At 59.7% G+C, this 12,178-nt stretch carries 13 protein-coding genes; 5 read left to right on the top strand and 8 right to left on the bottom strand.

The features are described from left to right. Positions 1-48: 48 nt before the first annotated feature. The 3 genes from ACZRMH_RS00480 (at position 49) to fdhA (ending at position 2,946) form a co-directional block, all read left to right on the top strand. Positions 49-681, top strand: coding sequence for a sarcosine oxidase subunit gamma (locus tag ACZRMH_RS00480; RefSeq protein WP_464011669.1), 633 nt, complete (start codon positions 49-51; stop codon positions 679-681). A gap of 141 nt (positions 682-822) precedes the next feature. Then, positions 823-1,680, top strand: coding sequence for a formyltetrahydrofolate deformylase (gene purU, locus ACZRMH_RS00475; RefSeq protein ID WP_464011668.1), 858 nt, complete (start codon positions 823-825; stop codon positions 1,678-1,680). A gap of 66 nt (positions 1,681-1,746) precedes the next feature. Further along, positions 1,747-2,946, top strand: a complete 1,200-nt coding sequence (fdhA, locus tag ACZRMH_RS00470; protein ID WP_464011667.1) for a formaldehyde dehydrogenase, glutathione-independent — start codon at positions 1,747-1,749, stop codon at positions 2,944-2,946. A 107-nt stretch (positions 2,947-3,053) separates the two neighbouring features. Here fdhA and ACZRMH_RS00465 read toward each other — a convergent pair whose 3' ends face one another. Further along, positions 3,054-3,728 carry an anti-sigma factor gene (locus tag ACZRMH_RS00465; protein WP_464011666.1) on the bottom strand — a complete coding sequence of 225 codons (675 nt, stop codon included), beginning with the start codon at positions 3,726-3,728 and terminating at the stop codon, positions 3,054-3,056. Next, entirely contained in the window at positions 3,725-4,357 is a 633-nt protein-coding gene (locus ACZRMH_RS00460; protein WP_464011665.1) for a sigma-70 family RNA polymerase sigma factor, read from the bottom strand. Before ACZRMH_RS00460 ends, ACZRMH_RS00465 begins: the two co-directional genes overlap by 4 nt. 182 nt (positions 4,358-4,539) lie before the next feature. Here ACZRMH_RS00460 and ACZRMH_RS00455 point away from each other — a divergent pair, with 182 nt between their 5' ends. Further along, the gene (locus tag ACZRMH_RS00455) at positions 4,540-5,097 is read left to right on the top strand and encodes a DUF2780 domain-containing protein (RefSeq protein ID WP_464011664.1); all 558 of its coding nucleotides are present in this window, start codon (positions 4,540-4,542) and stop codon (positions 5,095-5,097) included. Positions 5,098-5,100: 3 nt separating this feature from the next. Here the strand turns inward: ACZRMH_RS00455 and ACZRMH_RS00450 are convergent, their stop codons facing one another. Then, on the bottom strand, positions 5,101-5,988 hold the full coding sequence (locus tag ACZRMH_RS00450) for an acyltransferase (protein WP_464011663.1): 888 nt from the start codon (positions 5,986-5,988) through the stop codon (positions 5,101-5,103). Between the two features lie 174 nt (positions 5,989-6,162). Here ACZRMH_RS00450 and rloA2 point away from each other — a divergent pair, with 174 nt between their 5' ends. Then, positions 6,163-6,663 carry a retropepsin-like aspartic peptidase RloA2 gene (gene rloA2 / locus ACZRMH_RS00445; protein WP_464011662.1) on the top strand — a complete coding sequence of 167 codons (501 nt, stop codon included), beginning with the start codon at positions 6,163-6,165 and terminating at the stop codon, positions 6,661-6,663. Between the two features lie 67 nt (positions 6,664-6,730). On the opposite strand, the gene ACZRMH_RS00440 is transcribed toward rloA2, so the two are convergent. From ACZRMH_RS00440 to ACZRMH_RS00420, 5 genes are all read right to left on the bottom strand, one after another. Further along, entirely contained in the window at positions 6,731-6,907 is a 177-nt protein-coding gene (locus tag ACZRMH_RS00440) for a hypothetical protein (RefSeq protein ID WP_464011661.1), read from the bottom strand. Further along, positions 6,904-8,016 (bottom strand): PepSY-associated TM helix domain-containing protein, encoded by a 1,113-nt coding sequence (locus ACZRMH_RS00435; protein WP_464011660.1) that lies wholly within the window; start codon positions 8,014-8,016, stop codon positions 6,904-6,906. The genes ACZRMH_RS00440 and ACZRMH_RS00435 overlap by 4 nt, the downstream gene beginning before the upstream one ends. A gap of 140 nt (positions 8,017-8,156) precedes the next feature. Further along, positions 8,157-10,571 (bottom strand): TonB-dependent siderophore receptor, encoded by a 2,415-nt coding sequence (locus ACZRMH_RS00430; RefSeq protein WP_464011659.1) that lies wholly within the window; start codon positions 10,569-10,571, stop codon positions 8,157-8,159. 90 nt (positions 10,572-10,661) lie between these two features. Continuing rightward, positions 10,662-11,639 (bottom strand): FecR family protein, encoded by a 978-nt coding sequence (locus ACZRMH_RS00425; RefSeq protein ID WP_464011658.1) that lies wholly within the window; start codon positions 11,637-11,639, stop codon positions 10,662-10,664. Further along, the gene (locus ACZRMH_RS00420; RefSeq protein WP_464011657.1) at positions 11,636-12,160 is read right to left on the bottom strand and encodes an RNA polymerase sigma factor; all 525 of its coding nucleotides are present in this window, start codon (positions 12,158-12,160) and stop codon (positions 11,636-11,638) included. Before ACZRMH_RS00420 ends, ACZRMH_RS00425 begins: the two co-directional genes overlap by 4 nt. Between the last annotated feature and the right edge of the window lie 18 nt (positions 12,161-12,178).

The raw sequence follows: 12,178 nt of genomic DNA, 5'->3' as shown, positions 1-12,178 counted from the left end.
GCCAGCGATGACGGTCTAACCGACACAGCATTAAGAATGGGTGATCTCATGACCACAGCCAACGTATATCAACAACGCCCGGACTCGAGTGCCAAAGCCGAGTCATCGCTGCACCACGCCAACCTTGCCGGGCTGATCGGCAAGGGCCGCAAGAACCCCGGTGTGAGCGTGCGCGAGAAAAAACTGCTGGGCCATCTGACCCTGCGCGGCGACGGCAAAGACCCGGCTTTTGCCGAAGGCGTGCACAAGGCCCTGGGCCTGGAACTGCCGGTGGCCCTGAGTTTGGTAGCCAAAGACGAAACATCGCTGCAATGGATGGGCCCGGATGAATGGCTGTTGATCGTTCCCGGCGGCCAGGAGTTTGCTGTGGAACAGGCACTGCGCGCTGCACTGGCCGGGCTGCATATCTCGGTGGTCAACGTCAGCGGCGGGCAACAGCTGCTGGAACTGAGCGGGCCGAAAGTGCGGGAAGTGCTGATGAAGTCCACCAGCTACGACGTGCACCCGGATAACTTCCCGGTGGGCAAGGCAGTAGGTACGGTGTTTGCCAAGTCGCAACTGGTGATTCGCCATACGGCTGAGGACACCTGGGAACTGCTGATCCGCCGCAGTTTTTCGGATTATTGGTGGCTATGGTTGCAGGATGCGGCAGCGGAGTATGGTTTGAGTGTCGAGGCTTAAATACCCAGCGACCCCTGTGGGAGCGGGCTTGCTCGCGATAGGATCGCTGCGGTGTGCGTGATGCACCAGGTTGCCTGAATCGCGAGCAAGCTCGCTCCCACAGGGGGAGTGGGCGTTCAATAACAATCAAGGAGCACCCCCATGAGCCGCGCCCCCGATACCTGGATTCTCACCGCCGATTGTCCCAGCCTGCTGGGCACGGTGGACGCGGTGACGCGTTATCTGTTCGAACACAGCTGCTACGTCACCGAGCACCATTCCTTCGATGACCAGCGTTCGGCGCGTTTCTTTATTCGGGTGGAGTTCCGTCAGCCCGACGGTTTCGACGAGCATGCCTTTCGCGAAGGCCTGCTCGAGCGCGGTCAGGCGTTCGGCATGACCTTCGAACTGACGCCGCCCCATCATCGTCCCAAAGTGCTGATCATGGTGTCCAAGGCCGACCATTGCCTCAACGACTTGCTCTATCGCCAGCGCATCGGCCAGTTGTCGATGGACGTGGTAGCCGTGGTGTCCAATCACCCCGATCTTGAACCCCTGGCCAGCTGGCACGGTATCCCGTATCACCACTTTGCCCTCGACCCGCTCAACAAACCGGCGCAAGAGGCCAAGGTCTGGCAAGTGATCGAAGACACCGGTGCCGAGCTGGTGATCCTCGCCCGCTATATGCAAGTGCTATCCCCCGAGCTGTGCCGCAAGCTCGATGGCAAGGCGATCAATATTCACCACTCCCTGCTGCCCGGCTTCAAGGGCGCCAAGCCCTATCACCAGGCCTACGAAAAGGGCGTCAAGCTGGTGGGCGCCACCGCCCATTACATCAATAACGACCTGGACGAAGGCCCGATCATCGCCCAGGGCGTCGAGGTGGTGGACCACAGTCACTACCCGGAAGATCTGATCGCCAAGGGCCGCGACATCGAAGCACAGACCCTGGCGCGCGGTGTCGGCTACCACATTGAGCGGCGCGTTTTCCTAAATGGAGGTCGTACTGTGGTGCTGTGAGGGCGCGGCACGTTCTAAGCTGCAGGCAGCAAGTAATTCCCTCCAATAACAATTAGGGCAAATACGATGGCTGACAATCGCGGTGTGGTGTACCTGGGCAATGGCCAGGTTGAAGTGCAAAGCATTCCTTTCCCGAAAATGCAGAACCCGCAGGGCAAGCCCATCCACCACGGCGTGATCCTGCGGGTGGTGTCGACCAATATCTGTGGTTCCGACCAGCATATGGTGCGTGGCCGTACCACGGCGCAGACCGGGCTGGTGCTGGGCCATGAAATTACCGGCGAAGTGATCGAAGCCGGTCGTGATGTGGAACATCTGAAAGTCGGCGACCTGGTGTCAGTGCCGTTCAACGTGGCGTGCGGGCGTTGCCGCAGTTGCAAGGAACAGAACACCGGTGTGTGCCTGACCGTCAACCCGGCCCGTCCCGGCGGCGCATATGGTTACGTGGACATGGGCGACTGGGTTGGCGGTCAGGCTGAATATGTATTGGTGCCTTATGCCGATTTCAACCTGCTCAAGCTGCCCGATCGCGATGCGGCCATGGAAAAAATTCGCGACCTGACCTGCCTCTCCGACATTCTGCCCACCGGCTACCACGGTGCAGTCACCGCAGGGGTTGGCCCCGGCAGCACGGTGTATATCGCCGGTGCTGGCCCGGTGGGCCTGGCAGCAGCGGCTTCGGCGCGTTTGCTGGGGGCGGCGGTGGTGATTGTCGGTGACGTCAATCCGATTCGCCTGGCCCATGCCAAGGCCCAGGGTTTTGAAATTGCCGACCTGTCCAAAGACACGCCATTGCATGAGCAAATTGCCGATCTGCTGGGCGAGCCGGAAGTGGATTGCGCGGTGGACGCGGTGGGCTTTGAAGCTCGTGGTCATGGCCATGACGGGGTCAAGCATGAAGCGCCGGCCACGGTACTTAACTCGCTGATGGGCGTGGTGCGGGTGGCGGGCAAGATCGGTATTCCGGGGCTGTATGTGACCGAAGATCCGGGTGCGGTGGATGCCGCTGCAAAAATGGGCAGCCTGAGCATCCGCTTTGGTCTGGGCTGGGCCAAGTCCCACAGCTTCCACACCGGGCAAACGCCGGTGATGAAATACAACCGCCAACTGATGCAGGCGATCATGTGGGACCGGATCAAGATCGCCGATATTGTGGGCGTTGAAGTGATCAGCCTGGACGAAGCGCCACGCGGCTATGGCGAGTTCGATGCGGGTGTGCCGAAGAAGTTTGTGATCGATCCGCACCGGATGTTCAGCAAGGCTTAAGTTTCCCTGGGGCATCTGTGGGAGCGGGCTTGCTCGCGATGGCAGCACCTCGGTCTTTCAGATGCACCGAGTTGTTTGCATCGCGAGCAAGCCCGCTCCCACACATTTTATAGTGCTGCCAGCGGCCCCTGATACAACACTGGGCCGGTGGGTTGCCCGGTCGGCGAACCGCCCTGGGGTTCAAGGCTCACGGCCAGCACCACGGGCACCCTGATCAATTGCTGTTGGCTCTGGCTCAGCACTATCCGCCCATCGCCCTCGCGCGGAACAAGTCCCAGGGAAACCGGTTTACCCTCTACCGGAATCGCCCACAATTCCAGACTGCGGCCTGCATCCACCGCCGCCAGTTCCAGCGGTTGAACCTTGAGATAATCAGCATGGGCCTCCACCCGCAGGCCGGGCTGCGCCGTGCCGCTAAGCAGGGTGGCCTTGTATTGCACGCTGTCGTGGTTGTAGAGCAAACCCACAGTCACGGCGATCAACAAGGAGCAAGCAGCTGCACTTAATCGCCACCAGCTCCAGAACGGTCGCCGGGCCGGCACATGCAGCTTTTGCGGCTCGATACGCGCCACGATGGCGTGCCACACGTGATCGGCTACAGGTTGTTCGATCAAGGGCTCGGTCAGTAGGCTGAGGTGTGTTTGCCAGCTTGCCAATTCAGTTCGCAGAGCGGCATCGTCTTGCAGCAAGTGTTCAAAGCGTCTGCGGGCCGTGGGCGGCATCAGGCCGATGGCGTAATCGGCGGCCAGTGCACGGCGCAGTTCGGGGGTTTGATAGTTCATGATTCGAGGCACCTGCGCAGTCGCTCCATGCCCCGGCGAATCCAGGACTTGACCGAGCCCAGCGGCGCCGCCAATTGCTGCGCCAGCTCGCTGGCGCTCAGCCCGTGAAAATAGGCGCTGGTGATGCTCTGGCGTTGCATGCCCTCGAGCCGCTCCAGGCACTGGTTGAGGGCGCTGGCCTCACGAGCGCTGTGCAGTTGCTCGTGGGCACTTGGGCTGTCATCGGCCACTGCGTCTTGCTGCAGGTCGCTCAAGGGCAGCTCGCGGTGTTTGCGCAACTGGTCGATGGCCTGGTTACGGGTGATGGTGATCATCCAGGTCAGCGGTGCCGACAAATGGGCGTCGTAACGCGAGGCGTTGTGCCAGATGCGCACAAAACTTTCCTGCACCACTTCCTCTGCCAGATCGCTGCGACCCATACAGCGCAGTGCCACGCTGTACAAACGCGGGGCGACGCTGCGGTAGAGGGTTTCAAAGGCTCGCCGATTGCCCAGTGAACATTGGGCCAAGAGTTTTTCAAGGTAATCGGTATTGGCAGTTAAAATAGCTGTTCTCCCCTCAAAAAAAGCCAGGACTTCAGAGCAGTTGTCGGTTGAGGGTAGTCCAGGGTGTGGGGTTGTTCCAATCATGGGAGTCACCTCGCTGCTCTGTATACGCAGGCAAGGGTCCAGCGGATGCAGCTGTTTTCAATTAAGATTGCAGGCCGTTTGATCCGATAGTGGCATTTGGGAACATCTGCCTGGATTCTGGGTCATACACATGGTTTTACCGCTCCTGCGCGGGCGGTTTTTTGGTTCTAGAGGTTGAAGCGATGAAGAAGTTGAGCGGCGTGGCACTGGCAACATTGATGACTGTGGCAGCGAGCCCGGTGTTTGCAGGTTTCAGCCTGAGCGACGTGGCCAACGTGGCCGCTCAGGTGCAAGGTGCCAACGGTAATGGCGCCACCACTGACAAGTCGGCCCAGGCCGTGCAGATGCTGACCAAGGTCAACGAGCTGGGCGTAAAGCCTGAGCAAGCGGCTGGTGGTATCGGCGCGATGCTGAGCCTGGCAAAAAACCAGCTGACTTCCAGCGACTACTCCCAACTGGCCGAGCAAGTGCCGGGGGTAAACAAGCTGGCAGGTGCTGGTGCCCTGGGTCAGTTGAGCCAGTTGGGCGGCCTGCTGGGCAAGTCCTCGGGTGTATCCGAGACTGCAACCAGCGCGGTCAGCAACGTGGCTAACACTGACCAGTTGAACGCCGCATTCTCGGCGCTGGGCATGCAGGACGGCATGGTTGCCAAGTTTGCTCCGGTACTGCTGGACTACTTCAAGGGCCAGAACGTCAGCACTTCGCTGCTGAGCAAACTGGGCAGCGCCTGGGGCGTTTAAAGGCTAGTCGCGCCCGGCACGCAAGGTGCTGATGCGCTGGTCTTTCAAGGTCCAGAGCTGGTTGACCCAGCTCTGGACCTGCTCACGAAACACCGGGTCGTTTTCGTAATCGCCCTGCCACAACGCCGGATCCAGTTCTCGGGTCTGTATATCGACAATCACCTTGGGCACCTGCCCGCTGATCAACTGCCAAAAGCCCGGAATCCTTGCCTGTGGGTACACCACGGTCACGTCGAGCACGGCATCCAGCTGTTCGCCCATCGCCGCCAGCACAAACGCCACGCCGCCTGCCTTGGGCTTGAGCAGCCAGGTATAGGGTGAATGTTGTTGAGCGTGTTTGGCCGGGGTAAAGCGCGTGCCTTCCAGGTAGTTGACGATCGTCACCGGCTGGCGCTTGAACAGCTCGCAGGCGGCCCTGGTGATTTTCAGGTCTTCGCCCTTGAGTTCTGGGTGTTTGGCCAGAAAGGCCTTGGAATAACGCTTCATGAAGGGATAGTCGAGCGCCCACCAGGCCAGGCCCAGAAAGGGTACCCAGATCAGTTCTTTTTTCAGGAAGAATTTGAAGAACGGCGTGTGCCGGTTCAGACCCTGCATCAATGCGGGGATATCTACCCACGACTGGTGATTGCTGATCACCAGATACGAGGTATCGCGGCTCAGGCCTTCGGCGCCGCGAATGTCCCATTGGGTGGGCAGACACAGGGCAAAAATGCGTTTGTCGATCTCCGACCAGGTTTCGGCAATCCACATCACCGCCCGCGAGTTGTAATCGCGCAGGCGCCCCGATGATGCCAGCTTGAACAGGGCAAACAGCATCAACGGCCCGAACAGGATCAGGGTGTTGCATAGCAGTAACAGGGTGACGAAACAGCCGGTGAGCAGGCGGCGCATAAGCAACTCTTGAACGTTTAAGGACAGGCCATGATAAGCAGACTGGCGTAGAACGCCAAATCCATGGACCTTGTGGGAGCGAGCCTGCTCGCGATAGCCTCACTCCCACACACGCAATGTGAACCTACTGTGGATAAGCGGTCTAACGCTTACTTTTTCAAAGGAAATGCCTGCATGAAGTCTGTTCTCGCGTTGCTGTCTGTATTGGCGCTGCCGGTGATGGCCGCCGAGCCGACCCTTTACGGGCGTTACGAGTACATCAAGTTGCCGGAAATCGGCGAAACCCTCAAAGCCAAGATGGACACCGGCGCCCTGACCGCGTCGTTGTCGGCCAAAAATATCCAGACTTTTTCCCGCGATGGTGAAGAGTGGGTGCGTTTTCAGCTGGCGACCGAAGGCGCGAGCAACAAGGTGTATGAACACAAAGTGGCGCGCATCAGCAAAATCAAAAGCCGTGCCGATGAAGATGAAGACCGGGACACCCCCGAAAGCGCCAAGCGCCCGGTGGTCGATCTGGAAATGTGCCTGGGGAATGTCAAACGCACTGTGGAGGTCAACTTGACCGACCGCAGCAGTTTTAACTATCCGCTGCTGATCGGCGCCAAGGCATTGCGCGAGTTTGGCGCGGCGGTGAACCCGGCGCGGCGTTATACGGCGGACAAGCCGGATTGCTGAGTTGGGCTCAGGCCCACCCTAACCCACTCCCGGAGGGAGAGGGTTGGGGTGAGGGCAGTGGTTTCAATCAGCGCTTGCATATCCCGCAAACACTGATCCACACCGGAATTCCCAGACCAATCCAGCTCAACACATCCCAGGCGCCGTCCCCCAACAGCGCACTGAACAACCCCGTCACACTGACCAGCCCGATTGCCAGCGGAATGGAAAACACTTTCCAGAAGCTCGACTGACGCGGCCTCATCGTGCGCTCTCCTTTGCCGCGCGACGGCGTACCCACCACAGGTACAAGCCGCTGCCGAGCACTACGATGGTCAACACATCGAGTGCCGCCCAGAGGATTTTCATCGGCATGCCGCCATAGTCGCCAAAGTGCAGCGGCTGGGACATGCCCATGGCATCCATGTACCACGGGCGCCCGGCCACGGCGGTGACATCCAGGGTGCTGGCGTCGATCAGTACCGGGGTCAGCAGATGCGATGTGAGGTGCGTGCTGCCTTTCATAAAGACTGCGTAATGGTGCTCGCTGGAGAACCGGGTGCCGGGGAAGGCGATAAAGTCCGGTTGCATGCCGGGAGCGGCCTTGGCGGCAATTTCCAGTAACTGACTGGCTGGGGCCAGATGGGTCAGCGGCGGTGCATCGCGATAGGGTTCGATCATGGCGCTGAGGCTGTCATTGCGCCAGGCAGCGATAATCAGGTCGGCACAGGCGCTGATAACTCCGGTCACCCCCACCACCAGCGCCCAGGTCAGGGTCACGGCGCCAAGCAGGTTATGCAGGTCGAGCCAGCGCAAGCGCGCGGACTTGTCGGTGCGCACCGTGGCGAATTCATGACGGCGCATAAAGGGCAGGTACAGCACTGTGCCGGAAATGATCGCCAGCACAAACAGCAGCCCCATAAAGGCCAGCAGCAACTTGCCGGGCAGCCCGGCAAACATATCCACATGCAGGCGCAGCATGACCATCATGATTCCGCCATTGGCTGACGGCATTTCTATCGCCTCGCCGGTGCGGGCATCGAGCATAAAGGTGTGGGACGAGTTTGGCTCGGTGCCTGCGGTGGCCGCCATGATGGCGACAATCGCATTGGGCTCGTCTTCTTCCCAGCCGAAATACTGCATGACCTCGCCCGGCCGATGAGCCTCGGCGGCGCGCACCAGTTGTTGCAGGTCGAGGGTCGGGGTGTCGGCAGGCAGTTCCTTGACCTGCGGCGCATCGCCCAGCAGATGGTCGATTTCATGATGAAAAATCAACGGCAGACCGGTCAGTGCCAGCATCAGCAGGAACGCGGTGCAAATCAGGCTGGTCCAGGTATGGATAAAGGACCAGCGGCGGATGGTTTTGCTTTTCATGACTTTCCCAAAATGCAAAAACACCCTGTGGGAGCGGGCTTGCTCGCGATGCAGGCAACTCGGTGTATCTGAAAGAACCGAGGTGATGCTATCGCGAGCAAGCCCGCTCCCACAGGGGGAGGTGGTGCGCTAACGACCGTTTAAAACTCCAGCTGTGCCGAGAACTGCACGGTGCGCGGGTCGCCCAAGTAATGGCTGTTGAGCCAGTAGTCCTTGTTGGCCAAGTTGCTGACGTTCATGCGCAAGGTCAGGTCGTTTTCCGAAACCTTCATGCGGTAGCGCGCACCGGCATCAAAGGTGGTGAACGACGGCAGTTGGTAGTCGTTGCTGACATCGGTGTATTGCTTGCCGGTGTAGAACGCCCCGCCGGTCAGAGCCAGGCCGGGCAGGGCATTGATGTCGTATTCGGCGTAAACCTTGGCCAGTTGCTTGGCTACGTCAACGGGGGCATTGCCGTCGTTGGCCTTGTTGTCGGCGTCCTTGACCTTTGGATCAAGCAAGGTAAAACCGCCTACCACGGTCAGCTCGGGAGTGACTTTGCCCGTTACGCTGAACTCCAGGCCGTTGTTCACCTGTTTGCCACTCTCGGTATAAATCATCCCTTCGTTGAGGAAACCGTTGGGCTTTTCGATGTTGAACAATGCCAGCGTCAGCAGTGTTTCGCCCACCGTGGCTTTGGCGCCAATTTCGTATTGCTTGCTGACTTGCGGAGCGAAAATTTCCCCTGCGTTGACTGCGTTCCAGGGAGCCGTGCCACCTGCCTGTAGCCCTTCAATATAAGTGGCGTAGGTCGTCAACCAAGGTATTGGCTTGTAGATAAGCGAAACGCTGGGCGAGGTTTTGCTTTCGTCGTAACGGGTTTTCTTTTCGGGCGTGGAATAGATGAAGTCGTTGTTGTAGGCCTTGATCTGGGTGCGGGTCACACCGAGGATGCTCGACCATTGGTCGTTAAAGGTAATAACGTCGCCAATCAGGAAGTTGTTGTTTTGCGATGTACTCGCCAAACGCTGATTGCCGTGGCCAATGGAGTAGCTGGGCTTGCCGACCTGTTCGCTGGTGCCGAAAGGCAGTGGGCCGCCGCCGACGTCAACGTATTGCGGCGGTGAGCTGGGAATATGGTCTTCGTACATGCGAATGCGCGAGTCATTGCCCTGATAGCCCATGGTCATCTTGTGATCAATGGAGCCCGTGGCAAAGGCGGCATCAAGGAACAGGTAGGCCGAGTTTTCGACATGTTCAATGGGCGCAAAGGCATACAGTGGCTGGGTGTAAACCCCCGGGCTGGATACCGTAGGGCCAGTATAGGTGTTCTCTTCGGTGAACTTCTGGGTCGCCAAGGCGCCGCGGAGGGTGAAGGTGTCGTTCAAGCGCCACTTGGCCCGCACACCGCCCTTGTCGGTTTCGTTGTCCGAGAATGACCACTTCTGGCTGTACAGTTTGTCGTTATCGAGTTGCGAAGCGCGTGGGCGTAGCGCCTGGTCATTGAAATACCAGTAGCTGGTCAGCCCGCGAATCTGAGTTTTCTTGTGCGATGCATCGAACTGGATTTGCAGGTCGTCGCTGACGTTCCAGTCCACAGCCAGGCTGACCAACTCGCGACGGCGTTTCTGCATGTCGATGGCGGTTTCGCCATCTTGGCTCAGCAGGTTCAGGCGATAGGCAAATTTGCCTTCATCGTCGATCTTGCCGCCAAAGTCGCCGTGCAGGTAGTAGTTGTCACCACCGGCATTGCCCAGAGTAACGCTGCGATAGTTTTCGTAGGTCGGACGTTTGAGCACATAGTTGGCAAGACCGCCGGGCGTAGCGGGGCCATATAGAAAGCCGGTAAGGCCGGTGATGACTTCCAGTTGCTCGGTTTCTTCCAGATAGTTGCCCGCATCGGCCAATGTGCTGAAGCGCAGGCCATCGTTGGCAATATTCAGGTTCCCCGCGCCGCTGAATCCGCGAATGTTAACTGCGCTGGCATAACCTGCGCCGGTCGGAGAGAACATCTGGGTAAACGGGTTGCGCTTGAATACGTCATCCAGCGAGGTGGCTTGCATGTTTTTCAGCAAAGCCTGAGATGTCACGCTCATGGAGTACGGCGTGTCTTGCAGTTTCATCCCGCCCAGGGCGCCGACATTATTCAAATTTTCGCTGACATAACCCGCCGCTTCCGAGCCTTCAGCAACAGCGGCGCCGTTGATATTGACGTCGCCCAGCGTCAGGGCACCTTCCACGATTGGCAACAGGGTGTAAGAGCCGTTGCCACTGTTTTGTAGCTGCAACCCACTGCCCTGCAATGCCTCACGCAACGCCGTCGTGGCTTCGAACGTGCCTTTGACCGGTGCCGAGGTTTTGCCCGCCAGCAGCGACGAGTCGATAGCCAGGGTGATGCCGGCCTGGCTGGCGATCTGGTTCAGGGTGGCCGCCAAAGGTCCGGCAGGCAGGTTGTAGCTGCGCGCAGACGAGGCCTGCTCGGCGGCAATCAGCGTGGTGCTGGCCAGCGGGGCGCTCAGGGCGATGGCGACAGCCAACAGGCTTGGACGCAAAAACGTGTCGAGGGTGCGGGACATTCGGCGGGTTCCTGAATGGAAATGTTTCTCAATGCCTATCTGCCGCACGAGATTGGAAAAGTGATAGGGCTAATTGAAAATAATTTCGATTCAGTTGTTTTTCGGCTTGGCGCTGACGGTGACCCACCATGGGGTACGTTGTTCGATCTGTACCGGTAAGGTCGGTAACAGGGCATTGAGCGCCAGTTCGACATTGTTCAGCGGGAAGCTGCCGGTGATGCGCAGGTCGGCCACTTCGGGGGCTACGCCCAGGTGGCCGCGCTGGTAGCGGTTGAGTTCGCCGACCATGTCGGCCAGACGTACGTTGTCCAGCACCAGCATGCCTCGTGTCCAGGCATCGGCCCCGGGGTTGACCGCGTACATCTGGCCCAGGCGGTCGCGGTGCATCAGCACTTGCTGGCCTGCGCTGTAGATGGTCTGTTCGACGCTATCTTGAGGGTGGGCCTGCACCCGTGATTGCAGCACGCTCAGGCGCGTTCCATCGTCTTCACGCTTGACCATGAAACGTGTGCCCAGTGCCAGCAGGCTGCCATCGCGGGTTTGCACGATAAACGGGCGAGGGTCGCCATGGCCGGTCTCGACCATGATCTCGCCTTCTTGCAGGATGATGCGCCGGGTTGTGTCATCAAAGCGCACATCGATTGCGCTGTGGGTATTGAGGTTGAGCAGGGTGCCGTCGGCCAGGCGCAACTGGCGTTGTTCGCCGGTGGCGGTGCGCTGGTCGGCCATCCAGTAATCAATGGGCAGGTAGCTTTTACCGGCAAACAGGGCCAGCCCGCAGACCAGCGCAATACTGGCCAGGCCGCTGCCAAGCTTGCGTGCCCGCTGTTGCACGCCATTACGGGCGTTGAGCAGGGCGTTGCGCGCAGGAATGCTGGTGTTACTGAAGCGCTGGTCGAGCATGCCCAGTTGCAACCAGGCGCGGGCGTGTTCTTCGCTGGCGCTGTACCACTTGGCAAACTCGGCCTGTTCCACGGCGCTGCCATTGCCGCAATCCAGGCACAGCTGCCAGGCGATGGCGGCGTCCAGCACCCGGGCCGAGACCGGCTTGGTGTTGGCCTGGCTCATGTCGGCTCGCCATACAGGGCGATATAGCATTGGCGGATGCCCTGGGCCAGGTACTGGCGTACGCGGGGCACCGACACGCCCAGGCGCTCGGCGATTTCGGCGTGGGGCAGGCCGTCGAGGCGACTGTAGAGGAAGGCTGCGCGGGCCTTGGTCGACAGCTTGCCGAGCAGGCGGTCGATGGCCCTGAGGTCTTCGAGAATCAGGTGCTGGGCTTCGGGCGAGGGTTGTTCTGCCTCGGGGATCAGCATCAGTTCGTTGAGCCAGGCCTGTTCCAGCGCGGCGCGGCGAAAGTAGTCAAACAGCAGGCCCTTGGCGATGGCCGCCAGAAAGGCCCGGGGCTCGCGGGGTGTTTGCAGTTCGGTGCGGCCCAGCAGGCGCACGAAGGTGTCCTGGCTGAGGTCTTCGGCCCGCTGCGGGCAGGCTACGTTGCGCCGCAACCACGCCAGCAGCCAGCCGCGATGGTCGCGATAAAGCGCTCCAACCAGCTCGCTGTGTGGGTTTTGGACTGACGACAAAGACATCACCGAATTCTAGTTTTA

The sequence above is a fragment of the Pseudomonas sp. B414 genome (assembly GCF_055408445.1).
This window is presented reverse-complemented; position numbering and strand designations above follow the sequence as displayed.